Consider the following 24,992-nt stretch of genomic DNA (forward strand, 5'->3'; position numbering starts at 1 on the left):
CCTAGTTGACGTTGTCCGGATGCGACCCGGTCCGCTGCCCGCGGTCCAGCGCCTTGATGGCCACCAGGTCGCGCCCGGAGAGCTCGAAACCGAAGACGTCGAGGTTCTCCCGGATCCGGGCTTCAGAGCTGGCCTTGGGGATGGCAATATGTCCCAGCTGCATGTGCCAGCGGAGGATCACCTGCGCCGGGGTCCGGCCGTGCTCGGCGGCGCAGGCCTGGATGACGGGATCGGCCAGCACCTGGCCGCGGCCCAGCGGGCTCCACGCTTCGGTCCGGATGCCCAGTTCCGCATGCTTGCTGCGCAGTTCCTCCTGCTGCAGCCATGGGTGGAGTTCGATCTGGTTGACGGCGGGGACTACCTCGGCGCTTTGCAGCAGGCGGTCAAGGTGGGCGGGCTGGAAATTGCTGACGCCGATGGCGCGGACCCTGCCCTCCCGGTAGAGCGTCTCCAGGGCGCGGTAGGTTTCGGGGAACAGGCCCCGCCGGGGGCACGGCCAGTGGATGAGGTACATGTCCACATAATCCAGTCCAAGGTTGACCATGGAATCGTCGAAGGCGCGCAGCGTTGCATCGTAGCCGTGGTGGTCATTCCACACCTTTGTGGTGATGAACACGTCTTCGCGGGTCACGGACGGAAAGAGTTCGCCTGAGCCGCCGCTGCCGGTCCCCGCGTCCAGCTGGGAACTGATGCCGCGCGCCACGCCGGTTTCGTTGCCATACATGGCGGCGGTATCGAAGTGCCGGTAGCCGGCGGCGAGCGCGGTGGCCACCAGCCCTTCCGCGTCTGCTGCCGGCACCTTGTACAGCCCAAAGCCGAGCTGGTCTATCAGCACGCCGTTGTTCAGGCTGAGCCGGGGTGAGGTTCTCATGGCAACGACTCTACCCACTTCAGCTGGTGAGGCCCTCGTAATCCACCAGGCGGCGTGCGGTGGCTTCGTCGAGGATCAGGTCCGTGGCGAGCCGTGCTGCCAGTGCCCCGCGCAGGCCGTTGATCTTGGAGACCCCTGACACCACGCAGATCCTCCGGCGCACCTCCCGGAGCTGGGCGAGGGATGGGCCGGTGGACCGTTCGTTCAGGACGATCCCGTCAGAGGACCCATCGGCCCGGAAGAACACTGTGGCAACGTCGCCCACCACGTCTGAGTTGGCCAGGGCATTGAGGTCGTCTTCGTCGAGGTACCCGCCCGCGTACACGTGGCTGGGATAGTCGGCGTGCACGGATCCGACGCCGAATATGGCGATGCTCATCTTTGCCTGCAGTTCCAGGACGCGCTGCACGCTGCGCTCGTTCCACATGGCTGTCTTGGTGGCGGCATGGTCGAAGAACGCCGGGACGGGGAACTGCTCCACCCGTGCCCCGTAGGCGCTGCCGAACCGGCGCATGATGTCGCTTGCGTAGGTAATGCCTGTGGTGTGCATGTTCCCGGCCCCGTTGAGCTGGACGATCACACTGTCGTGGGTGATCTTCCGGGTGAGGTGCCGGCTCACTGCGCTGAGCGTCGATCCCCAGGCCACGCCGATGATGGCGTTGGAGTCCACCAGGGGTCCGATGGTCCGCGCAGCCTGCATGGCCACCCGGTCCAGGGTCTCAGCCTCATTGAGTGTTCCGAGAATGGGAACCACGTGGACATCCAGGTTGTACCGGCGCCGGATCATGCCCTCCAGCTCGGGTCCGGTGTCCAGCGGGTTGCGGATCTGGATCTGCACCAGTCCCGACTCCCGTGCCGAGGACAGAAGCCGGGAAACGGTGGACCGGGACGTCCGCAGCTCGCGGGCGATCGCATCCATGGTGAGGTCCTGCAGGTAATACATTTGTGCAGCTCGGAGGGCATCCTGGTCCCGGGAAAGTGCCATCTCACTTCCGTTCTGCACGTTTGTGCATAGTGCTTGACTCCATTTTCCATTTCTCCAAACAATAGAGCAGAACGGCGGCGCCACCCAGCGGTGACCGCATCGCACAAAGCCCCAAGGGAGTCGTTTTGGGACCCAAGGATTCAACTGTCCAACCATCTGTCAGTGCGCCCCGGCCAGGAGCCGAACGCGCATCGGTCCACAGCCTGCGGCGCCGGCCGCACGCAAAAGTCCTGGTGGTTGGCGGCGGCATCAACGGAGTGGGCACGTTCCGTGACCTGGCACTGCAGGGCGTCGATGTGGCGCTCGTGGAGCGCGGTGACTACTGCCAGGGCGCAAGCGGCGCGTCCTCACACATGATCCACGGTGGCATCCGCTACCTCGAAAACGGGGAGTTCCGCCTGGTCCGGGAATCCGTGGTGGAGCGTAACCGCCTGCTGAAGATCGCCCCGCACTACGTCAAGCCGCTGCAGACCACCATCCCGATCTTCAGCACCTTCTCCGGCATCCTCTCCGCGCCGCTGCGCTTCCTCACTCACAAGCAACAGGGCAAGCCCAAGGAGCGCGGCGCGTTCCTCATCAAGGCGGGCCTCAGCCTCTACGATTCGTTTTCCCGCGACGGCGGCACGGTGCCCCGGCACCAGTTCCGCACCCACAAGGCAGCCCTTCAGGAACTGCCCGCCCTCCGGCCCGACGTCAAGTACACCGCCACCTACTTCGACGCCTCGGTCCACAACCCTGAGCGGCTGACCCTCGACGTCCTGCAGGATGGCGAGAAGGCGGGCCGGGCAGGCAACGCGCAGGGAACCAGCATGCAGGGTGACACGGCCCGTGCCAGCAACTACCTCTCGCTGCAGTCCATGTCTTCCACCCCGAACCCGGGCACCGGCCGGGGGAGCACTGTCCGGCTCCGCGACGAACTCACCGGGGAAGAGTTCGATTTCACGGCGGACATCATCGTGAACACCACCGGGGCGTGGGTGGACCTGACCAATGGGGCCATGGGCGCAGCCTCCGCCTTCATGGGCGGAACCAAGGGCTCCCACATCGTGCTGGACCACCCGGGCCTGCTCGCCGCCTGCCGGGGCCGGGAAATCTTCTTTGAGCACACTGACGGCCGGATTGTCCTCATCTACCCCATGGGTGACCGGGTGCTTGTGGGCACCACGGACGTCGACGCGGACATGTCAGAGGACGCCATCTGCACGGACGAGGAAATCGAATACTTCTTCGACCTCATCGGCCACGTCTTCCCGTCCATCGACGTGACCCCTGACGACATCGTCTATACGTTCTCGGGCGTCCGCCCCCTGCCGAGCCATGACGCCACCCAGCCGGGGTTTGTCTCCCGGGACTACCGCATCGAACGCCGCGCGTCCGGAACAAACGGAACCGGCGCCGTCGTGCTGAGCCTGGTGGGCGGCAAGTGGACCACCTTCCGCGCCCTCGCAGAACACCTGACCAACGATGTCCTCACCGAACTCGGCGTGCAGCGCAGGCTTTCGACCGCGCAGCTTCCCATCGGCGGCGGTGCGGGCTTCCCGGCCGACGAAGCACGCGTTCAGAAGTGGATCAAGGCCCACATGGCCGCCGGCCGCGACGCAGACCGCACGGCCGGGCTGCTGACGCGTTACGGGACCCGGGCCGAAGCCGTCATCGAATACCTTGATGCCGAGCCTGACCAGGCCCTGCGGTCCACACGGGAACTCAGCGTCCGCGAACTGGAATTCATGGCGGCAAACGAGCAGGTGGGGCACCTGGTGGATGTCCTCGTCCGGCGCACCTCCCTTGCATTCCGGGGGCTCGTGACCGGAGAGCTGCTCAACGAAGTGGCGGAGGTGCTGTCCGTCCCGCTCAAGTGGGACAGCGCAACCCGCGCCGCTGAAATCAAGCACGCCCAGGACGTGCTGCAGCGTTTCCACCGCGTGGAAACGCACAGCCTGGTCTCCTAAGGCCAGGCGGCCGGCCGGGGCGTGCCAGCGTCCCGGCCCCACGGTCCTTCACCCGCGGAGGACCGACAACTAAACAAAGAAGGAGTCAAAGATGTCTCTAGGAATAGTCTTCCTCTCCGAAGTCTTTGGCACGGGCATGCTGACCCTGTTGGGTTGCGGCGTCGTTGCCAACGTGGCTTTGCGGGGGACAAAAGGCAACAACGGCGGTTTCCTGATGGTCACATGGGGGTGGGGAATCGCCGTCTTCGCGGGTGTCTTCGTCGCCGCCAAGTCGGGCGCGCACCTCAACCCGGCCGTCACCCTCGGCCTGCTGCTCAACGGCAAGCCGGAATACGCTCCGGGAGTCGCCGTCGACTTCGCCTCCACCCTGACCTACTTTGGGGGCGAGCTTCTGGGCGCCTTCCTCGGCGCCGTGGTCTGCTGGCTGGCCTACAAGCAGCACTTCGATGACGAGCCGGAGCCTGCCGGCAAGCTCGGGACCTTTTCCACCGGCCCGGCCATCCGGTCCACCCCCTGGAACCTGATCACCGAGATCATCGGCACTTTTGTCCTGGTCTTCGTCATCCTCACCCTCGGTGGCACCCCCTCGGGGCTCGGCCCGCTGGCCGTTGCACTGCTCGTGGTCGGCATCGGTGTATCCCTCGGCGGCCCCACCGGCTACGCCATCAACCCCGCCCGTGACCTCGGACCCCGCATTGCCCACGCAGTGCTTCCCATCAAGGGCAAGGGCTCCAGTGACTGGAGCTACTCCTGGATCCCGGTGGTGGGGCCGCTTGTCGGCGGCGCCCTGGCCGGAGTTGTTGCCCGGATCGCCCCGATCATCGTCACCGCCGCTTCCTAAACCCCCGGCACCCAGTCCGAACAACAAGACAAGGACGTCATTATGAACCAGTACGTAATCGCCATTGACCAGGGCACCACCAGCACCCGCGCCATCATCTTCGACCACAGCGGCGCGATCGTCTCTTCCGGCCAGATGGAACACGAGCAGATCTTCCCGCAGGCCGGCTGGGTGGAGCACGATGCCGCGGAGATTTGGAACAACACCCGCGAGGTCATCGGTTCGGCCCTCTCAAAGGCGAACCTGACGCGGCACGATATTGCCGCCGTCGGCATCACCAACCAGCGCGAAACCGCCGTGGTGTGGGACAAGACCACGGGCAAGCCGGTCTACAACGCCATCGTGTGGCAGGACACCCGCACCCAGGACATCGTGGACCAGCTGGCCAAGGACGGCGGGGCAGACCGCTTCAAACAGAAGGTGGGCCTGCCCCTGGCCACCTACTTCTCCGGCACCAAGATCAAGTGGATCCTGGACAACGTTGACGGCGCCAGGGAAAAGGCAGAGGCCGGGGACCTGGTCTTCGGCAACACCGACGCGTGGGTCCTGTGGAACCTGACGGGCGGTGTCGACGGCGGCGTCCACGTCACCGACGTCACCAACGCGTCCCGCACCCTGTTCATGGATCTGGAAACCCTGCAGTGGGACGACGAGATCCTCGGCATCTTTGGCGTACCGCGCAGCATGATGCCGGAGATCAAGTCCTCCTCCGAGGTGTACGGCACCGTGCACAGCTCCCAGCTGCTCCGCGAGACACCGGTTGCGGGCATCCTGGGCGACCAGCAGGCCGCAACCTTTGGCCAGGCCGCTTTTGACGCCGGCGAAGCGAAGAACACCTACGGCACGGGCTGCTTCCTGATCTTCAACACGGGCGAGGAAATCGTCCACTCGAAGAACGGGCTCCTCACCACGGTGGGCTACAAGCTGGGCGACGCCAAACCGCACTATGCCCTGGAAGGGTCCATCGCCGTCACCGGTTCACTGGTCCAGTGGCTGCGTGACAACCTGGGCATGATCAGCAGCGCCCCCGAGGTGGAAACCCTTGCCGCGTCGGTCAAGGATAACGGCGGCGTGTATATCGTCCCGGCGTTCTCCGGCCTGTTCGCCCCGTACTGGCGCTCCGATGCGCGGGGTGCGATTGTGGGCCTGACCCGGTTCGTCAACAAGAACCACATCGCCCGCGCAGCGCTGGAGGCCACCGCGTTCCAGACCCGCGAGGTGCTGGACGCGGTCAACGCTGACTCGGGCGTGCCGCTGAGCGAGCTGAAGGTCGACGGCGGCATGGTTGCCAATGACGCCCTGATGCAGTTCCAGGCGGACATCCTTGGCGTCCCGGTCATCCGTCCCAAGGTCATTGAGACCACGGCGCTGGGGGCTGCCTACGCGGCAGGCCTGGCCGTCGGGTTCTGGAAGGACCTGGGCGAGTGCTCGGCCAACTGGTCCGAGGACAAGCGCTGGGAGCCGCAGATGGACAAGGCCGAACAGGAACGCCAGATGCGTCTCTGGAAGAAGGCCGTCACCAAGTCCATGGAGTGGGTGGACGAGGACGTCAGGTAACGTCCTTCACACCTCGGGGCCGCCCTGCCTGGAAAGGCAGGGCGGCCCCTGCCGTGTCCGGCGGACCTTTCCGGGATTTGTGCCAGGCCGGGTTCGGCCGGCAGCGTGCGGGCACGTCACGGCGCAGGGCGCCCCGGCAGGTCCTCGGTGGCCGGCCCCTGGATGACTTTGCCGTCCACATCGAAGCGGGAGCCCATGGCAGGGGCAGTCCCACGTGCGGTCTTCCCGGTTGAATCCGACAGTGCAGCCAAGATGGGTGCAGGTCGCGGACACCGCGTGGACCTGTCCTGCAGGATCCCGGTAGCACGCGGTGCTGGTCCCGTCCGTTTCAATGACAGTGCCGTCGCCGGGAGCAAGGTCCGCTGTCCGGCGTGCGGCCTTTTGCCGGGGAACGGTGTCCCCGGGCGCTGCTGGTGGCCCTGGGGCCGTGGCGGCCCGCGACGTCGCACGGTTGGTGTCAAACAGGGCCGCCCACTCATTGGGCGTGCCGTTGAGCAGATCCGCCAGCATCAGCGCCGCGGCCGTACCGTTGGTCAGGCCCCACTTACGCAGGCCCGTGATGACGAACGCGTGCCGGCAGTCCGGGTTCAGGGGCCCGGCGTAGGGCACGCCGTCGAGGGGCAGCGCGTCCTGGGTGGACCAACGGTAGGCCACGCCGCCGGCCCCGAACTGGACGCGCGCATAACGGGCCAGGCTCGCCTGGCGCGGTGCCGGGTCTACCTGCGTGCCCGCGGGATGGCCCTCGCCGCCCGTCAGCAGGTACGTCACCCCGTTGAGGCGGACCGTCAGCAGCGAACGCATGGGCTCATCCGCGCTGATGAAGGTGGCGTCCAGGGGAGGGGTATCGATCGGCGCGGCGACGATGTAGGAGCGGTGCGGCCGGCAGAGTGCTTCGAATCGGCCGTGGTCGGCGAAGGGAACATTCGTGGCCACAATCGCATCCCGGGCGAGCACGGTGCCGTCGGCGGCGGCCACCGTGACGGGACGGCCCTCGCGCAGCTCCAGTGCACGGGTGCGTTCGAAGACGAAGCTGCCGTTTCCGTCCACCCGTCCGGCGAGCCCCTGGAGGTACTGGACGGCATGGATCTGGGCCTGGCCGTCAAACCGTACGGCACCGGCTACGGGAAACGGCAGGGGAACGTCGGCGGTGAACGTTGACGGAAGGCCGAGGTCCGCCGCAAGCCCGGCTTCGGCCCGCACCTGTGGCAGCGCGTCAGGGCCTGCGGCAAAGGTGTAGTTGGCGACCCGGCGGAAACCGCAGGAAATGTTCTCAGCGTCCACCACCGCACCGATGTACTCCACCGCCGCCTGGTTCGCCAATCCATAGCTCCTGGCCGCTGCAACGCCGTGACTGCGCTGCAGGTCCGTGTAGGCGAGGCGGTGCAGTGAGGTCACCTTGCCGGTGGTGTGGCCAGTGACGCCCGTGCCGATCCGGCCGGCCTCCAGGACTGCCACCGAGTGTCCCGAACGTTTCAGGGCCAGTGCTGCGGTCAGCCCGGCGATGCCTCCGCCGATGACTGCCACGTCCACTTCCACGGTGCCATGAAGTTGCGGGAAATCGGTGGCGCCGGCGGTTGCCAGCCACAGGGAGAGGGGCTGTCCTTCAGCAGGCCCGGCGGTGGTTTCCTCTGACATGGTGTGCCGCCTCCCAACGTTGTGGGACGATCATGCGCACTTGCCCCGGCCAATGCAAAGGGCCGTTCGGCCTGGCTGAGGCGGGGGACGTGCCGGTGCGCTAAAGTAGATCCATGCGTGCGATCCTTCTGCTTAGTTAGCCGCCGGCTCCGATTATCGGACAGCTGAGCGGCAGCCCCTCCATGGAGAGGGGCTTTTGTGTGTCCGGGGCATGGCGCCGGGCCGGCAGCAGGAGGATCAGGCCGTTATGGCAGCACAGATGCCGTAACAGAACAGAAGAGGGCAGCAGTGGGCGTTCAGCCGGAGACAGAGACCGGAACAGCAACAACAGTATCGGCGGAGCCTGAAGAGGGCACCTACAGTTTCGCCGCCATGGAGGCCAAATGGCCCCAGGTGTGGGACGACCTCAAGGTCTTCACCCCGGTGGACGACGGGTCGCGGGAGCGCCGCTACGTGCTTGACATGTTCCCGTACCCGTCGGGCGATCTGCACATGGGCCACGCCGAGGCGTTCGCCATGGGCGACGTGGTGGCCCGCTACCTGCGTCAGAAGGGCTACGACGTCCTGCATCCCATCGGCTGGGACTCCTTTGGCCTGCCTGCGGAGAACGCTGCCATCAAGCGCAACGCCCACCCCAGCGAGTGGACGTACGCCAACATCGACACCCAGGCAGCCTCCTTCAAGCGGTACGCCATCTCCGCCGACTGGTCGCGCCGCCTGCACACTTCCGATCCCGGGTACTACCGCTGGACGCAGTGGCTGTTCAAGCGCTTCTACGAGCGTGGCCTGGCATACCGGAAGAACTCCCCGGTCAACTGGTGCCCCAAGGACCAGACCGTCCTGGCCAACGAGCAGGTTGTCAACGGCGCCTGCGAGCGCTGCGGCACCACCGTCACCAAGAAGTCCCTGAACCAGTGGTACTTCAAGATCACCGACTACGCGGACCGCCTGCTGGATGACATGGACGAGCTCCGCGGCCATTGGCCCGAACGCGTCCTGGCCATGCAGAAGAACTGGATCGGCCGCTCCGAGGGTGCGCACGTGAACTTCGTGATCGAGGCCGATGGCGGCAGGCCCGCCAAGGACGTCACGGTCTTCACCACCCGCCCGGACACCCTGTACGGGGCAACGTTCTTCGTGGTCGCTGCGGACGCGCCGCTCGCCGTCGAACTTGTCACGGACGAACACGCCGCGGCCCTGGACGAATACCGTGAACGGGTCAAGGCACTCTCGGAAATCGAACGCCAGTCGACGGAACGCGAGAAGACCGGCGTCTTCACCGGCCGCTACGCCATCAACCCGCTGAACGGGGAGAAGCTGCCCGTGTGGGCCGCCGACTACGTCCTGGCGGACTACGGTACGGGCGCCATCATGGCCGTCCCGGCCCACGACCAGCGCGACCTCGACTTCGCCAAGACCTTCGACCTGCCGGTCCGCGCTGTCCTGGACACCGGCGAAGAAGACCCGGCCGTCTCCGGCACCGCGACAGCGGGCGAGGGCACCCTGATCAACTCCGGCGCGCTGGACGGCCTGCCCAAGGCTGAGGCCATTCCTGCCGCCATTGCCATGCTGGAACAGCAGGGTAGCGGCGAGAAGTTCGTGAACTTCCGGCTCCGCGACTGGCTGCTGAGCCGCCAGCGCTTCTGGGGCACCCCCATCCCCATCATCCACTGCCCGTCCTGCGGTGAAGTCCCCGTGCCCGATGAGCAGCTGCCCGTTACCCTGCCCGCGGACCTCCGTGGTGAGGACCTTGCACCGAAGGGCACCTCGCCGCTGGCTGCGGCGGAGTCCTGGGTCAATGTGGAATGCCCCACCTGCCACGGGCCCGCCAAGCGGGACACCGACACCATGGACACGTTCGTGGACTCGTCCTGGTACTTCCTGCGCTTCGTCTCCCCGCATTACACCGAGGGGCCCTTCGATCCGCAGAAGATCAATGACTGGATGCCGGTGGGCCAGTACGTGGGCGGCGTGGAGCACGCCATCCTTCACCTGCTCTACGCACGCTTCTTCACCAAGGTCATCCACGACCTCGGCATGATCGATGCCGACGAACCGTTCAGTGCGCTGCTGAACCAGGGCCAGGTGCTCAACGGCGGCAAGGCCATGAGCAAATCCCTGGGCAACGGCGTTGACCTCGGCGAGCAGTTGGACAAATACGGCGTGGACGCTGTCCGCCTGACCATGGTGTTCGCGTCCCCGCCCGAGGACGACGTGGACTGGGCCGACGTGTCGCCGTCCGGTTCCGCCAAGTTCCTGGCCAGAGCCTGGCGCCTGGCACAGGACGTCACCAGTGAACCTGGAGTGGATGCCGCCGCCGGAGACCGCGGGCTGCGTTCGGTAACGCACCGCACCATCGCCGATGCCGCCGAACTGCTGGACGCCAACAAGTTCAACGTGGTGGTGGCCAAGCTCATGGAGCTGGTCAACGCCACCCGCAAGGCGATCGACTCCGGTGCGGGCGCAGCGGATCCCGCAGTCCGCGAGGCCGCGGAGGCGGTTGCCGTAATCCTCAGCCTGTTCGCGCCGTACACCGCAGAGGACATGTGGAACCTGCTGGGCCACCCTGCATCGGTTGCCAACGCCGGCTGGCCGTCCCACGACCCCGCCCTGCTGGTCCAGGACACGGTCACCGCCGTCGTCCAGGTCCAGGGCAAGGTCCGCGACCGGCTGGAGGTGTCCCCGGACGTCTCCGAAGACCAGCTGCGCGAACTGGCCTTGGCGTCGGAGAACGTCCAGCGCGCCATGGATGGCCGGGGCATCCGCACGGTGATCGTCCGGGCGCCTAAGCTGGTCAACATCGTTCCGGCCTAGTTGCTGCACCCGCAGTGATGCACCTGCCGCCGGAAACTTTCCGGCGGCCGGTGCCGGTTGAGCCGGACAGCGTCTCCAGGAGGCCCCTTGCCCGACAGTAACGCCGCCGCCTGGCCTTGGGTCCGTGCCCGGCTGTCGGGCCTCCGTCCTGCGGCCCGGCCGGGAACACGGCGTCCGGGTGGCAGCCCTGTCGCCCGCACCGCCGTCGTCACGGACTCTGCTGCTGCCCTGCCCGCGGACTACGTTGCCGGACTGCCGCGGGACGGGATCCTGACGGTGACTCCGATGCCCGTCATGGTCGGCGCTGAAATCTACGGTGAGGGCGAAGACGACATCCTGGAGACCATCGCCGTGGCCCTGGCCGCGGGGACGCCGGTCAAGACGTCCAGGCCTTCACCGGGGCAGTTTGAGCAGGCCTACCGGGCCGCTGAATTCCGGGGATACGAAGGGATAGTTTCGGTCCACATCTCGGGCGGACTTTCCGGCACCGCGGACGCCGCGCGCCTGGCTGCGGCCAGACTGGGGATTCCTGTGGACGTGGTGGACACGGGAACGGTGGGCATGGCGCAGGGCATGGCCGTACAGGCAGCGGTGGAAGCAGCGTCAGCCGGCGGTGACCGGTCCGCGGTGGCCGCGGCGGCAACGGCCCAGGCAGCACGCACCAAGGTCTTCTTCTACGTCCCCACCCTTGAGCAGTTGCGCCGCGGCGGGCGGATCGGGGCGGCGGCGTCGCTCCTGGGGACCATGCTCGCCATCAAACCAATTCTGGCGGTCGACGGCGGCAGGATAGTTCCGCTGGAAAAGGTGCGCTCAGGTGCCAGGGCTGTGGCCCGGCTTGAGGAAATCGTCGTGGCGGAGGCGGAGGCGCATCCCGGCGACTCCGTGGTCCTGGCTGTCCACCACTTCGGCAATCCTGAGGAAGCGGAGAGTCTGGCGGTGCGGCTGGAGGCGGCCCTTCCACAGTGCCCTCCGGCCCAGATCAGTTCCCTTCCTGCCGTCCTGGCAGCGCACGCCGGCCTTGGGGTCCTTGCGGTGATTGTTGGCAGGACCACCACGGTTCACGGCGGTGTTGTCCCCAGCTGACGGGGTGACTGTGGGCGGCCTGCTGCCGCACTGACTGCAGGGTCCTTGGCCTCTGGCGGCCATTCGCGGGAGTCCGTAGCGTCGCCCCATCAGCGACGTTCCCGTTCGGGACGGCAGTTTGAGGGCCGGAGGACCAGCATGCGTGTTCACGGAATTCGCACTTTCCGGGCCGTCCTTGCGCTCCCGGCCCTACTGGCTCTCGTCCTGGCCGGGTGCGGACAGGAAAGCCGCCAGCCATCGCCCACCCAAGCCCCGTCAAGCGGATCGGCGAACCCGGCCTGCGACCTGATCACCCCTGCCATCGCTGCCAAGGTCGATCCCGGCCTGGTCCAGATGGGGCAAAACGGGAAACCGGCGGGAAGTCCGGCCTATCTGTGCAGCTACATGAGCAAGTACGAGAAGGTCCTTGCGCTCTCCGTCTCGCTCATCTCGCCCGCATCGGCCGCCGACATCACCGACGCGAAAAAGGCCCCCGACTGCTCTGTGGTGGATGGCATTGGGGACTTCGCCTGCATGCAGTGGACGGGATGGTTCCGCGGCGAGCCCGGCGGGGCCTCGGCGAACACCGTGCTCAAGGCCGTCAAGGGCAAGGAATCCCTTGACCTCCGCATCGTGGCCATGCCGCCCATCGCAGCAGGAACCCCGGTACCGGACGGCAACGTGTCCGCACACGCCCTGGCGCAGGCAGCTGTCGAGGCCGGGTGGGGCAACGGTACTGAACTTCGGGTTCCGCCGGCGCCATCTACCGGTCCGCAGACGTCCACAAACAGCCCCGTATGCGCCCTGGTCAGTGCTGATGCCCTCAAGCAGGCCTTTGGTACCACCACCCAGGCGCAAGTTCTCCCGGGGGAGGGCAGCTGCCGGTACCGCTTCGGCGCGTTGGGCACACCCGGTCCGGACTCGCTCGTGTTCGCCCTCGAACTGCATCAGGGAGGTGCTGCTGCGCTCTCAGGGCCGTTGCCGCCGGATGGCCACAACATCCAGGGCGTTGGCGACAAAGCAACTCTCATCATCCGTTCGGAACCAGGCGGACCGAAGTCCCTGAGGCCCCCGAGCGATGTTCCGGTCACCATCTTGTCCCTCATGGTCGCCCGGGGGCAGAACATGGCAATCTTCACCGCACAGCTCCTGATTTCGCCGCAGGGGCCCACCGAAGAGCAGGTCAAGGAACAGTTCGTCACGATGGTCAAGGGCATCGACTTCTAAACCAGCCTGTGCCTGTTGCGCCAACAAACTCCAGGGCGGTACACGTAGGAGGGGATCCGGATGGCCAGGGAAGCCAGCTCCGTGTAATAGCCCACGTGCGCCGGTCGGTTCCGAAGCGTTGGAGTGCTAACCGCTGCGCTGTTGATCCTCACCGCATGCGGGTCCGGCCAGCCAGCTGACACGGCCATGGCACGCAAGTCGTACGCGTTGATGACCCAGCCACCTGCGTCCGGGTCGTCCCTCCTTGGTCCCACCGAACCAGCAGAATGCAACGTATTCCACAGGTCGTGGCAGCACGAGGCACAGCTGGACCTCTCCATGGGCTTTGCGCTGGGGGAAGTGTCCAACCTTGGCGATCATGGAGTCGGCATGATCCTCTTCGATGTGCGAAGCGCGCCCCGGGACACCCTCGCCAAAGCCGACTTTGATTACAGCCAGGAGCTGATGGCTCGCTGCGCCACGTTCGACCAGACAGTGACCGGCGCCACCGGACCCCAGAAGTTCGCGATTCAACTTCTTCCGGGTCCGGACATCGGCGAGAAGGCCTACGCGACCAGGCAATCCTTCAATGGGAACATCACCGGCGTCGGGCTCCGCGTCCTTGCCGGAACAGTGTCACTCGACATGGGAGCCAACACCGGGATGGCGATAAGCGAGGACGAGGCCCTTAGCGTGATGAAGCAGATTGCGAAGGAGTTTATCGACGCGGCAAGGAACCAGTAGCCGCCACTGCCGGACGTGTACGGCGTGCACAGCTTTCCACATAGCGGCCTTGAGTGTGTCGCGCAGCGGGGGAGGTTCCTAGGGTGGAGCTATGTCACGCCGGGATGCTGGAGCAGCACGTCAGCAGGCCCGGCATGCGAGGGACCGGCTGCAGGCCACCCTGGGGGACGCGCCCCCCGGGCTCCTGGAGGACGGCCCCGGCCCCGGCGGTTTCGAGTACAGCGGCCCCGGCGCAACAGGCACGGTAACGGGCGGACCCGAAACCGGCAGCGGCCCTGAGGGCGAATCCGGGAACTGTTCCGGCGGTGTGCCGTCGCTCCGGTGGCGGGTGGGACTGCGGGTTGCCGTGCTGTTGGGTGTCCTGGCAGTGGCTGCGGGAGCCTGGTTCTGGTGGCAGGCCGGGACGGCATCCCCGGAGGTCCTTCCCCTGAGCGGCGCCAGTTCCGGCGGCAAGGCCACGGGCACCGGAGGAGCCGCCGCGGACAGCACTACGCCGGTGGATCAAGACGGCGGGGGACCTGGCGGCGGGGAATCTGGGCGCGGCCCGGGGCAGCCCGCGTCCGGCGGCCTTGTAGTGGTGCACGTGGCCGGGGCTGTAGCCGCGCCCGGAGTCATCAGGCTCCAGCAGGGCAGCCGGGTTGATGACGCCATTGCTGCCGCGGGCGGGGCTGCCCCGGACGCGGACGTGAACCGAATCAACCTTGCCCTGGCGGTGGAGGACGGGCAGAAGATCTACGTCCCGCGGCAAGGGGAGCCGGCGTCCTCCGCAGTCGAATCCTCCGGTTCCGGGGGAACGGGCCCGGGTGGCATGGACCCGGGCGGCGTTGGGTCCACCGGCACCGGCCAGGCAGGAGGGGCAGCCGGCGGGAAGATCAACCTCAATACCGCCGGCGCCGCGGAACTGGACACGCTGCCAAAGGTCGGGCCGGTACTCGCTCAGCGGATCGTGGATTGGCGAAAAGACCATGGACCTTTCAAAAGCGTCGAAGAACTGGACGCGGTGGATGGCGTCGGACCGAAGATGCTCGAGGCCCTGCTGCCCCTGGTGACGGTCTAGGCATCCCGGATGGCGACGGAAATGGGCAGGCCAGGCAGGGCCGACGGCCCGCAAAGGCGGGGAGGCCCCGCCGGGGGAGAGGGAGCCAGGAGCCCTTGGAGCCGGTTCGTGGAATCCGCGGTTCAGGGGCCCGGCCGAAGGCCAAACACCGGGGCTCCCGCACGGACGGTGCACCCATCGACAACGCAACCGTCGACAACGCACCCGCCCGGAACACGTTCGCGTCCCGGAGCAGTTCCACCGTCCCTGCGACGGGCACGCCTGCAAGCGCCAGGTCTGCCGGCACGCCGCCGCGGGACCCCAAAAGGCCGGACCCCAAAAGGCCGGACCCCGAAGGGCCGCGCCCTGAAAGCCGGGGCTCTGGCCTGCCGGGCTCTGACCTTTGGGGACATGAAAGGGTATTGGGCGCAGTGCCTGGGCCGCGTTCGCCAGCGGATGGTTGAAAGCGGCCGCGAGCGGGAGGAAAGCGACTCCGGCTCAGTAGGACCGGGACGCCGCACGGACCTCCGGCTCGCCCTCCCCGCAGTTTCGGTGTGGGCTGCCTCGGTGGCAGGGCTCTGGCTGCCGCCCCCGTGGCTGGCTACTGTGTGCTGCGCGCTGACGGTGCTTGGAGGCCTTTTCCTGGCCCGTGCCGCGAAGGGAGGACGGAGGGGAAGCCTGCGTGCCGCCGCCCGCGCCTCGGGTCCGGGACGGAGGCATGGTGCCCGGGGCCGAAGCTTCCGGGCAGCACTGGGCGTCTCCCTGATGCTGGCCGGCGCGGCGGCAGCCCATTCCGCGACCTCCTCAAGCCAGCGGTCCGAGGGGCCGCTCGCTGAGGCCATCGCGGGCGGAAAGTCGGCCGTCGTCATTGTCGAGGTAGCCGGAAACCCGCGGGCCCTGGCCGGGCCCGGAGGGGCGGCGGAGAGGTGGTCGGTCCCGGTGTGGACGCAGGAAGTGACAACGGGTGGCGTCCTGGTTCGCACCCGCGCCCGGCTCGTGGTGATGGGCGGCCAGGGGTGGGGCGGCGTGGTGCCGGGTCAGACGCTGCGCGCTGCCGGCAAGCTGCGGCCGGCAGACCCCGGTGGGCAGGAGGCGGGAAACCTGGCCGCATCGACGGCTCCAGGCAAGCCCTCGGGTGGCTCACTGCTGGAAGAGTCAGCCAGGGAGCTCCGCGGGCGATTCGTTTCCGCCTCGGCTTTCCTCGAACCGGATGCCCGCGGGCTCCTCCCCGGGATGGTCACCGGTGACACCAGTGCGCTGGATGAGGGGTTGAACAACGCCATGAAGGCCGTTGGCATGACGCACCTGACGGCAGTCAGCGGGGCAAACTGCAGCCTGGTGCTGGGGGCGTTGCTGCTGCTGTGCCGGTGGTTCCGGATGCCGCGTGCCCCGGCCGCAGCTGCGGCCCTTGGCGGCCTGGCCCTGTTCGTGGTCCTGGTGGGGCCTGATGCCAGCGTTCTGCGGGCAGCGCTGATGGGAGCCATCGGCATCGCCTCGCTGGCGGGTGGACGTTCAGGGCGTGGACTGAGCTTCCTTTGCCTGGCTGTCCTGGGGCTGCTGTGGGCGGATCCAGCCCTTGGCACGAGTTTTGGCTTCCTGCTTTCTGTCCTGGCCACACTGGGAATCGTTCTTATAGGCCGGCGGATCATCAGCTGGATTCCCGGGGCGGTCCCACGGTGGCTCGCTGCCGCGGTAGCGGTTCCGTTGTCCGCCCAGCTGCTGTGCGGGCCCGTCATCGTGCTTCTGCAGCCCCAGTTTTCAACCTATTCCCTGGCAGCCAATGTCGTCGCCTCGCCCCTGGTGGCTCCCGTGACCCTGCTGGGAACAGCAGCGGTGCCCCTGGTGGTCGTTCTGCCGTGGGCCGCCGCAGCGCTGATAGCCGTTGCCGGGACTTTCAGCGGGGGCGTCGCGGCTGCGGCAAGGATCGCGGCCCAGCTGCCGGGGTCCGCGCTCCCATGGCCGGAGGGGGCGCCCGGGATGCTGTCCATGATGCTGCTGTCTGTCCTGTCGCTGGCTGCCGTCGGGGCGGCGGCAAGGCCGCTCCGCCTCATCCGCTGGGTCCGGTCGGCGCACGCAGGAACTGTCGTATTCCTGGAGTTGCTGGAGTCGCGGCTGCATCGCTTCCGGGGTGTCCGCAGCTTGGACCCCGGGCACAGACGTGGCAGGCTGGGATCCTGCAATAAAACCTCCGGAAGGAACTGTCGATGGCCGCTGCGCAAAAGCGAGCACCCCGCTCCCCGGCGTCGAACACAGCCTCCTGGCGGGACGTAACCCCGGCCCGGATCGTACTGGTGAGCGGTCCCGAAGAGTACCTGGGTATCAGGGCGATGGACAGGATCCGGTCCCAGGTCAGGGCGGCCGAGCCGGACGTGGAGGTCAGCCGCATCAACGCGGCGGCATATGAGGCCGGCACCCTGACCATGCAGGTGAGTCCATCCCTCTTTGGCGAGAGCAAGCTGATCGAGGTGGAGGCTGTGGAAGGGATGAATGACGCCTTCCTTGCCGATGCCCTCGGCTACCTGCAGCACCCGGAGGAGGACGCCGTCGTCGTGCTGCGCCACGCAGGCGGGGTCCGCGGCAAGAAGCTCCTCGACGCCGTCAGGAAAGGGGGCTGGCCGGTAGTGGAGTGCCAGCCGCTGAAGAAGGACGCGGACAAGGTCCAGTTTGTCGCCGCGGAATTCAAGGCGGCCGGACGCCGGATCAACCAGGACGCCGTGCAGGCCCTGGTGAATGCCGTGGGAGCAGATCTGTCAGAGCTCGCTGCCGCCTGCTCCCAGCTGATCGCCGATGCAGGGAGCACGGTCACCACCGACACCGTCGACAAGTATTACGGCGGACGGGTCGAAGCCACCGCGTTCAAGGTGGCCGACGCCGCCATGGCCGGAAACGCCCCTCTTGCACTGTCGACGCTGCGCCATGCTCTCGCCACCGGTGCTGATCCGGTACCGCTGGTGGCTGCACTTGCCTCCAAGCTGCGGACGGTGGCGCGGGTGGCGGGCGCCTCCGGGCCGTCCGCGCAGATCGCTGCGGAATTGGGCATGCAGCCGTGGCTGGTGGAGCAGGCGCAGCGCGACGTGCGGCGCTGGACCCCTGAAGGCCTGGTGCGGTCCATCCAGGCCACGGCGGAAGCCGACGCGCAGGTCAAAGGCTTGTCCCGGGATCCGGTGTACGCCGTGGAGCACGCCGTCACCGTGATTGCCATGTCCGTCCAGGGCAGATAGCCCCCGGCAGCGCCCAGGAGGCCCGGACGCTCCTGGTGTCCGGGTCCGGCACGTCCCGGGGGCGTTCGACGGCGAGCTGCCGCGGCTCGCGGACTGACGGCTTAAAAGCGTGTGGCCGGCACCCGAGGGTACCGGCCACACCATCAGTTCGTGGGAACTGGAAACCTTAGAGTGCGTTGACCTTCTTGGAGATCGCCGACTTACGGTTCGCTGCGTTGTTCTTGTGCAGAACACCCTTGCTGACAGCCTTGTCCAGCTTACGGCTGGCAGAAACGAGCGCAGTAGTAGCAGCTTCCTTGTCAGCGGACTCAACAGCGGTGTTGACGGCGCGGATGGCCGTCTTCAGCTCAGACTTGACTGCGTTGTTGCGCAGGCGGGCCTTCTCGTTGGTCAGGATGCGCTTCTTCTGGGACTTGATATTCGCCACGTGTGAACTCTCTTTGTAATGCGGAAATGGTCTAGAGGGCTTTCAGGCTGGCCTTGACTGAGCGGCGTGGGGATACCTATGGCGGCCAACCATCAGTGACCGTCGACCTGCACGGACACACAGCAATAAAGACTAGCAGGTCAGCGGCGGCTCTGGCCATTTCAGCGGGTCAGGCCCAGCCGTGTCGCCGCCGAAGCCCGGACGCCACCTTTTCGAAGCGCGCCTTGTCCAATACCGCGCCTTCGCGCCGGATGCTGTCCGGGCGGATCTGCAGGATACGGTCCAGCCGCACCTCACTTGCCCGGCCCTGCCCGTCCCAACCCCCGGAGCCGAGATCCACGTAGTCCCCGGACGACGTCCCGGCAGGAACCCTGTCCCTGCTGGTCAGCATCAGCCCCAGGAGGAAGGGGCCGTTGTGCCCCACCAGCAGCACGGGCCGGTCCTTCCCCTTGCCGTGATCCTCCTCATAGGGCACCCAGGCCCACACCACCTCGCCCGGATCGGGGTCGCCGTCGGGCTGCGGGGCGTAGCGGACAGAGGCGCGGCCACGGTAATCGCCGGGATAGGCCGCCGCTTCGCCGGGAACACCTTGGCCGTCGGCGCGCCGATTGCCGCCGGGGCGCTGGTCCTGGACCGGCCGCGGGGCGATGGACCGTTTCTGCAGCATGCGCAGGCCGCGGCGGACGGCGTTTCCCAGGGAGCGGAGATCTATGGCCATCCCCACAGCCTATCGGCGGGGCTGCCGTTGAAACAGCGTGCACAGGCCGGCCAGGATGCGGTGGCGGGGTCGCGGACGTGGGACACTGGACGTTAAAGATGTGCGGCTGGACCGCAGGCGCCTTTCGCGTGCCTGGCGGATGGCTGCAGAAAAGCCAACAGTAAGGACCCTGCGTGTCTCCCATGGCCCGCACCGCACCGGTGCCCGCCGCGACAGATCCGGCAATTATTCGGAACTTTTGCATCATCGCGCATATCGACCACGGCAAGTCCACCCTGGCTGACCGTATGCTGCAGTCCACCGGGGTGGTCCAGGCGCGCGACATGAAGGCCCAGTACCTGGACCGCATGGACATCGAGCGCGAACGCGGCATCACCATCAAGTCCCAGGCCGTCCGCATGCCGTGGGAGGTGGACGGTGTCAGTTACGCGCTGAACATGATCGACACCCCGGGGCACGTGGACTTCACATATGAAGTCTCCAGGTCACTGGCCGCCTGCGAGGGCGCAATCCTGCTGGTGGACGCAGCCCAGGGCATTGAGGCCCAGACGCTCGCGAACCTGTACCTGGCGATGGAGAACAACCTCGCGATCATCCCGGTCTTGAACAAAATCGACCTGCCGGCGGCGCAGCCCGAGAAGTACGCCGCCGAGCTCGCCAGCCTGATCGGCGGCGACCCCGAGGATGTCCTGCGGGTGTCCGGTAAGACCGGCGTTGGCGTGGAAGCCCTCCTGGACAAGATCGTCCGCGACCTCCCGGCGCCGAAGGGCGACCCCGATGCGCCGGCCAGGGCCATGATCTTCGACTCGGTCTACGACACCTACCGCGGCGTGGTGACCTATGTGCGCGTGGTGGACGGGATGCTCCACCCGCGTGAACGCATCCAGATGATGTCCACCAGAGCCTCGCACGAACTCCTGGAAATCGGCGTCAGCTCCCCGGAACCCACACCCTCCAAGGGCCTCGGTGTTGGCGAAGTGGGCTACCTGATCACCGGTGTGAAGGACGTCCGCCAGTCCAAGGTGGGCGACACCGTCACCAACCTCGCCAAGCCGGCCGCCGAGTCCCTGCCCGGCTACGCCGATGCCAAACCCATGGTGTTCTCCGGCCTCTACCCCCTGGACGGCGCCGACTACCCGGTGCTGCGCGACGCCCTTGAAAAGCTCATGCTCAACGACGCCGCACTGGTGTACGAACCGGAGACCTCTGCTGCCCTGGGCTTCGGCTTCCGTGTGGGTTTCCTGGGCCTGCTGCACCTTGAGATCACCCGCGAACGCCTGGAACGCGAATACAACCTGGACCTCATCTCCACGGCACCCAACGTGGAATACGAGGTGACCCTGGAGGACAAGAAGGTGGTCCGCGTGACCAACCCCAGCGAGTACCCCACGGGCAAAATCGCCGAGGTCCGCGAACCCATGGTTTCGGCCACCATCCTGGCCCCCAACGAATTCGTCGGCGCCATCATGGAACTGTGCCAGTCCCGCCGCGGCGTGATGGGCGGCATGGACTACCTCTCCGAGGACCGGGTGGAAATCCGCTACCGGCTGCCGCTGGCGGAAATCGTCTTCGACTTCTTCGACATCCTGAAGTCAAAGACCCGTGGCTACGGCTCCCTGGACTGGAAGGCCGACGGCGAGCAGGTTGCCGACCTGGTGAAGGTGGACATCATGCTCCAGGGCGAGCAAGTGGACGCCTTCAGCGCCATCACCCACCGGGACAAGGCCTACGCCTACGGCGTGATGATGACCGGAAAGCTCCGTGAACTCATCCCGCGGCAACAGTTCGAGGTGCCCATCCAGGCGGCCATCGGATCCAGGATCATCGCCCGCGAAAGCATCCGGGCCATCCGCAAGGACGTGCTGGCCAAGTGCTACGGCGGTGACATCTCACGAAAGCGCAAGCTGCTGGAAAAGCAAAAAGAAGGCAAGAAGCGCATGAAGATGGTGGGAACGGTGGAGGTGCCGCAGGAAGCGTTCATCGCGGCCCTCACCACCGACGAATCAAAGGACAAGGCCAAGAAGAAGTGACCACTGCGCAGCAGGGGACCCGCTGATGCCCAGCGTTCTTCCCCTCGGCGACCCGGCGCCGTCGGACGGTCTGCTGCCTGCACAGGCAGCGGACGGTGCGGCGGCCCGGGCCTTTGGCCTGTACGTCCACATCCCGTTCTGCGCCGTGCGCTGCGGGTACTGCGACTTCAACACCTACACCGCCACGGAACTGGGCGGCGGCGCGTCACAGGATGCCTACGCCCAAACCGCCGTGTCGGAAGTGTCCCTGGCCGGCACCGTGATGGCACGGTCAGGGCTCCCGGAGCGGAAGCTCGGCACGGTCTTTTTCGGCGGCGGCACGCCCACCCTGCTGCCGGCTGATGACCTCGCCCTGATCCTTCGCGCTGCCATTGACCAGTGGGGCATCGAGGACGGAGCCGAGGTCACCACCGAAGCCAACCCCGATTCGGTCACCCCCGAATCCCTCGCCGTCCTCAAGGAGGCGGGCTTCACCAGGGTTTCCTTCGGCATGCAGTCCGCCGTCCCGCACGTGCTCAAGGTCCTGGACCGCACCCACACGCCCAGCCGCGTTCCGCAGGTGGTGCAGTGGGCGCGGGAGGCCGGGCTGGATGTCAGCCTGGACCTGATTTACGGCACGCCGGGGGAGTCGCTGGCGGACTGGCGCCACTCCCTGGAGACGGCCCTCTCCTACCAGCCGGACCACATCAGCGCCTACGCCCTGATTGTCGAGGACGGGACCAAGCTGGCCGCGCAGATGCGCCGCGGCGAGGTGCCGGGAATTGACGACGACGACCACGCCGACAAGTACGAACTCGCCGACCAGCTCATCACCGAAGCCGGGCTCGGCTGGTATGAGGTCAGCAACTGGGCGCGGAGCCCGGAGCACGCGTGCCGCCACAACCTGGCCTACTGGCGTGGCGACGACTGGTGGGGCATCGGCCCCGGCGCGCACTCTCACGTGGGCGGGGTGCGCTGGTGGAACGTGAAGCACCCGTCCGCTTACGCGAACCGCCTGTCCCAGGGCCTGTCGCCTGCGGCGGGCAGGGAGACCTTGGATGCCGAAACCAGGAACCTGGAGCGGGTGATGCTGGAGGCGCGCCTGCAGTCAGGGCTTGAACTCTCCACTCTAAGCGCAGCCGGACGGCACCAAGTGGCCGGCCTGATCGCGGACGGCCTGGTGGAACCTGCCGCTGCCTTCCAGGGCCGCCTGGTCCTCACGCTCAAGGGCAGGCTCCTGGCGGACGCGGTAGTCCGCCGAATCCTGCCCGACTGACTGTACCCACGTCCGTCGGGTCCGCGGGGCCGGTGCCCCGCGGGGAGGCGCGGCTACTTAATCCAGCGCAGGTTGTACTGGTAGCGGTGCGGCTGGCCCTTGTTGACGTGGATCCCTGCTGCCACGGAGAAGCAGGTGAGCGCCACCCAGATCAGGGTGGCGATGACCGCGAAGATGTTTCCCACATATGGGATGAACACCAGGATGTTGGCCAGCACGGCGGCGATGGTGGGCGGCAGGCTGAAGTTCAGCGCTTCTTTGGATTCCTGCGCGGTGAACGGGCCGCGGTCACGGAAGATCAGGTAGATCAGCAGCGAGGGGACGCACCCCAGGATCCCGCCGAAATGCGCGAGCGTGGCCCATTGGCGGTCTTCGCTGGCCGTGAGCGGCAGCGCATTGGCGGGGACGCCATGGTACTCGGAACGGCCCTGGCCGTCCCTGTGATCACGTGCGTTTTCTGCCACAGTCTGTTCCTTCGGAGGTGCAAGTGGTGCTGACTTCATGTACGGGCGCGGTGTGCAGCGGCCTTCGGAAAAGGCGCTGCACTACCAAGAATACTGGCTCCCGGGCCAGGGCCCGGCCTTCAGGGGACGGTGAGGAAGTCGATAACTTCCTCAACCCGCCCCAGCAGCGACGCTTCCAGGTCCGCATACGTACGGACCGCGCCCAGCAGTTTCTGCCACCCCAGCCCGATGTCCTCCTTGGTGGCGTGCGGCCAGCCAAAGGCCTTCAGGATCCCGGTCTTCCAATCCTGTCCGCGCGGCACGGCAGGCCATTTGTCGATCCCGAGGACCGCAGGCCGGATTGCCTGCCAGACGTCCACATAGGGATGGCCCACGATCAGGACATTTCCGGCCGCGCCGGGGGATGCCATGACGGCGTCGGCTATCCGGGACTCTTTGGAGTCGGGGACGAGGTGGTCAACGAGCACGCCGAGACGCCGGCCCGGCCCAGGTTTGAAGGCGGCAACTGCAGCGGTGAGGTCGTCAATGCCGTGCAGGGGTTCGACGACGATGCCTTCCACCCGAAGGTCGTCTCCCCAGACCTTTTCCACCAGTTCGGCGTCGTGCTTGCCTTCCACCCAGATTCGGCTTGCCTTGGCGACCTGGGCCCGCTGGCCGGCGACCCGGACGGAGCCTGAGGCTGTCCTGCCGGCGGCGGGGCCTGAGGCTGCCGGCCGGGCGGCGGGAGGCATCAGCCGGATGGGGCGGCCCTCAAGGAGGAAACCGAAGCCGAGCTTGAAGGACCGGGACTTCCCTCGGCGGTCCTCCAGCGCCACGACGTGCATGCCGCCGGACTTTTCCACCCGGGTGACGGCGCCCACCCAGCCCGACTGGACATCCTCGAGCACCATGCCCCGCTCCACCGGCACCTCGGGCAATTCCGCCTTGGCCGGGGCGGAAATGCCGCGGGGCCCCCAGTTTTGGTAATCCATGGATTCAATCCGCCTAGCGCTAGGTCCTCCGCACCGGAATTTCGCCCGGAGCGGTACCAATGCTAACAACGGGCCGAGGCATAATAGACTGTTAGCACTTAGGCATGTCGAGTGCTAACACTGGTGGCACCTGGCGGGGTATGCGCCCCGGACCATGGATGGAGGTGGAGAGTGAGCGAGCCACGCAAACTGGAAGTGCTGCGGGCCATCGTGGAGGACTACGTCCACTCCCGCGAACCGGTCGGGTCAAAGGCATTGGTCGAACGGCATCATCTTGGCGTTTCCAGCGCAACCATCCGCAATGACATGGCGGCCCTTGAAGACGAGGGATTGATCACGGCCCCGCACACCAGTGCAGGGCGGATTCCCACGGACAAGGGCTACCGGCTCTTTGTCGACCAGATCTCGGCAGTCAAGCCCCTGTCGGCAGCGGAGCGCCGGGCCATCCAGTCCCTGCTGGAAGGCGCTGACGACCTCGACGACGTCCTGGACCGCACCGTCCGGCTGCTGTCGCAGCTGACCAACCAAGTGGCTGTGGTCCAGTATCCGCACCTCAGCAAGGCACTGGTGCGCCACATCGAGTTCGTGCTCCTGGCCCCCCGCAAGGTGCTGGTGGTGCTGATTGCGAACAGCGGCAAGGTGGAGCAGCGGGTCATCGACGTCGGCCAGGACCTTGGCGACGACGCCCTGGCCGCGCTCCGCACCCGATTCCTTGCCGCACTGGCCGGAACTCCGCTCAGCCAGCTGGCCAAGGCGCTCCCCGCCGTCGTGGCCGGCACCGCGCACGGCCAGCGCCAGGCCGCGCACGCCCTGGCACTTGGCCTCGAGGGGCTGGCGCAAAACACCAGGGAGGACCGGATGGTCATGGCCGGAACGGCGAACCTGGCCAGGTCCAACGTGGATTTCCCCCTCAGCATCGGCCCCGTGCTCGAGGCACTGGAGGAACAGGTGGTGATGCTGCGGCTGTTGAGCGAAATGGCCCAGGACCATCGGGGAGTGGCTGTCAGTATCGGAAGGGAAAACCCTTACGACGGCCTTGCCGAAGCCTCCGTGGTGGCCACCGGCTACGGCCCGGACAGCGCCGCGAAGGTAGGGATCCTCGGCCCAACCAGGATGGACTATCCCACCACCATGGCCGCCGTCAGGGCTGTGGCCCGCTACCTTTCCAGGATTTTGGGGCCCTGACTCTTCGCCGCCGGAGCCTTT

At 67.0% G+C, this 24,992-nt stretch carries 20 protein-coding genes; 13 read left to right on the forward strand and 7 right to left on the reverse strand.

Translation table 11 applies throughout. The features are described from left to right. Position 1: 1 nt before the first annotated feature. Both BACI349Y_RS09735 and BACI349Y_RS09740 read right to left on the reverse strand, forming a co-directional pair. Complete coding sequence (locus tag BACI349Y_RS09735) at positions 2 to 871, reverse strand: aldo/keto reductase (RefSeq protein ID WP_159631927.1); 870 nt, start codon at positions 869 to 871, stop codon at positions 2 to 4. A 19-nt stretch (positions 872 to 890) separates the two neighbouring features. Next, entirely contained in the window at positions 891 to 1,856 is a 966-nt protein-coding gene (locus BACI349Y_RS09740; protein WP_159631928.1) for a sugar-binding transcriptional regulator, read from the reverse strand. Positions 1,857 to 1,981: 125 nt separating this feature from the next. Between BACI349Y_RS09740 and BACI349Y_RS09745 the strand changes: the two genes are divergently transcribed. From BACI349Y_RS09745 to glpK, 3 genes are all read left to right on the forward strand, one after another. Further along, positions 1,982 to 3,805 carry a glycerol-3-phosphate dehydrogenase/oxidase gene (locus tag BACI349Y_RS09745; RefSeq protein ID WP_159631929.1) on the forward strand — a complete coding sequence of 608 codons (1,824 nt, stop codon included), beginning with the start codon at positions 1,982 to 1,984 and terminating at the stop codon, positions 3,803 to 3,805. 91 nt (positions 3,806 to 3,896) lie between these two features. Next, positions 3,897 to 4,646 (forward strand): MIP/aquaporin family protein, encoded by a 750-nt coding sequence (locus BACI349Y_RS09750; protein WP_159631930.1) that lies wholly within the window; start codon positions 3,897 to 3,899, stop codon positions 4,644 to 4,646. A 42-nt stretch (positions 4,647 to 4,688) separates the two neighbouring features. Next, positions 4,689 to 6,203: a glycerol kinase GlpK gene (gene glpK / locus BACI349Y_RS09755; RefSeq protein ID WP_159631931.1), complete on the forward strand. Its 1,515-nt coding sequence runs from the start codon at positions 4,689 to 4,691 to the stop codon at positions 6,201 to 6,203. 6 nt (positions 6,204 to 6,209) lie between these two features. On the opposite strand, the gene BACI349Y_RS09760 is transcribed toward glpK, so the two are convergent. Then, a complete protein-coding gene (locus BACI349Y_RS09760) occupies positions 6,210 to 7,838 on the reverse strand; it encodes an FAD-dependent oxidoreductase (RefSeq protein ID WP_236560787.1) in 1,629 nt (542 codons plus the stop codon). Between the two features lie 288 nt (positions 7,839 to 8,126). On the opposite strand from BACI349Y_RS09760, the gene leuS reads away from it, so the two are divergent. From leuS to holA, 7 genes are all read left to right on the forward strand, one after another. Next, a complete protein-coding gene (gene leuS / locus BACI349Y_RS09765; RefSeq protein ID WP_159631932.1) occupies positions 8,127 to 10,652 on the forward strand; it encodes a leucine--tRNA ligase in 2,526 nt (841 codons plus the stop codon). 87 nt (positions 10,653 to 10,739) lie between these two features. Next, a complete protein-coding gene (locus BACI349Y_RS09770) occupies positions 10,740 to 11,735 on the forward strand; it encodes a DegV family protein (protein WP_159631933.1) in 996 nt (331 codons plus the stop codon). Between the two features lie 138 nt (positions 11,736 to 11,873). After that, positions 11,874 to 12,941, forward strand: coding sequence for a hypothetical protein (locus BACI349Y_RS09775; protein WP_236560788.1), 1,068 nt, complete (start codon positions 11,874 to 11,876; stop codon positions 12,939 to 12,941). 186 nt (positions 12,942 to 13,127) lie between these two features. Continuing rightward, positions 13,128 to 13,664 (forward strand): hypothetical protein, encoded by a 537-nt coding sequence (locus tag BACI349Y_RS09780; protein ID WP_159631934.1) that lies wholly within the window; start codon positions 13,128 to 13,130, stop codon positions 13,662 to 13,664. 91 nt (positions 13,665 to 13,755) lie between these two features. After that, the gene (locus tag BACI349Y_RS20405) at positions 13,756 to 14,721 is read left to right on the forward strand and encodes a ComEA family DNA-binding protein (protein WP_159631935.1); all 966 of its coding nucleotides are present in this window, start codon (positions 13,756 to 13,758) and stop codon (positions 14,719 to 14,721) included. Positions 14,722 to 15,111: 390 nt separating this feature from the next. Further along, complete coding sequence (locus BACI349Y_RS09790; protein ID WP_201302422.1) at positions 15,112 to 16,971, forward strand: ComEC/Rec2 family competence protein; 1,860 nt, start codon at positions 15,112 to 15,114, stop codon at positions 16,969 to 16,971. Beyond that, positions 16,905 to 17,921, forward strand: a complete 1,017-nt coding sequence (holA, locus tag BACI349Y_RS09795; protein ID WP_159631936.1) for a DNA polymerase III subunit delta — start codon at positions 16,905 to 16,907, stop codon at positions 17,919 to 17,921. The genes BACI349Y_RS09790 and holA overlap by 67 nt, the downstream gene beginning before the upstream one ends. Before the next feature lie 166 nt (positions 17,922 to 18,087). Here holA and rpsT read toward each other — a convergent pair whose 3' ends face one another. After that, positions 18,088 to 18,348 carry a 30S ribosomal protein S20 gene (rpsT, locus tag BACI349Y_RS09800; RefSeq protein WP_018761400.1) on the reverse strand — a complete coding sequence of 87 codons (261 nt, stop codon included), beginning with the start codon at positions 18,346 to 18,348 and terminating at the stop codon, positions 18,088 to 18,090. Positions 18,349 to 18,517: 169 nt separating this feature from the next. Next, positions 18,518 to 19,066 (reverse strand): type II toxin-antitoxin system PemK/MazF family toxin, encoded by a 549-nt coding sequence (locus BACI349Y_RS09805; RefSeq protein WP_159631937.1) that lies wholly within the window; start codon positions 19,064 to 19,066, stop codon positions 18,518 to 18,520. 173 nt (positions 19,067 to 19,239) lie between these two features. Here BACI349Y_RS09805 and lepA point away from each other — a divergent pair, with 173 nt between their 5' ends. Further along, positions 19,240 to 21,096: a translation elongation factor 4 gene (gene lepA, locus BACI349Y_RS09810; protein ID WP_043454334.1), complete on the forward strand. Its 1,857-nt coding sequence runs from the start codon at positions 19,240 to 19,242 to the stop codon at positions 21,094 to 21,096. A 25-nt stretch (positions 21,097 to 21,121) separates the two neighbouring features. After that, the gene (gene hemW, locus BACI349Y_RS09815; RefSeq protein ID WP_159631938.1) at positions 21,122 to 22,351 is read left to right on the forward strand and encodes a radical SAM family heme chaperone HemW; all 1,230 of its coding nucleotides are present in this window, start codon (positions 21,122 to 21,124) and stop codon (positions 22,349 to 22,351) included. 53 nt (positions 22,352 to 22,404) lie between these two features. Here the strand turns inward: hemW and BACI349Y_RS09820 are convergent, their stop codons facing one another. After that, positions 22,405 to 22,815, reverse strand: coding sequence for a DUF4870 domain-containing protein (locus tag BACI349Y_RS09820; protein WP_141941485.1), 411 nt, complete (start codon positions 22,813 to 22,815; stop codon positions 22,405 to 22,407). A 119-nt stretch (positions 22,816 to 22,934) separates the two neighbouring features. After that, the gene (locus BACI349Y_RS09825; protein ID WP_159631939.1) at positions 22,935 to 23,786 is read right to left on the reverse strand and encodes a DUF3097 domain-containing protein; all 852 of its coding nucleotides are present in this window, start codon (positions 23,784 to 23,786) and stop codon (positions 22,935 to 22,937) included. Between the two features lie 171 nt (positions 23,787 to 23,957). Here BACI349Y_RS09825 and hrcA point away from each other — a divergent pair, with 171 nt between their 5' ends. After that, positions 23,958 to 24,971, forward strand: coding sequence for a heat-inducible transcriptional repressor HrcA (gene hrcA, locus BACI349Y_RS09830; protein WP_159631940.1), 1,014 nt, complete (start codon positions 23,958 to 23,960; stop codon positions 24,969 to 24,971). Positions 24,972 to 24,992 lie beyond the last annotated feature (21 nt).

The organism is Arthrobacter sp. 8AJ, assembly GCF_902506025.1.
In the GTDB taxonomy this organism is placed as follows: domain Bacteria; phylum Actinomycetota; class Actinomycetes; order Actinomycetales; family Micrococcaceae; genus Arthrobacter.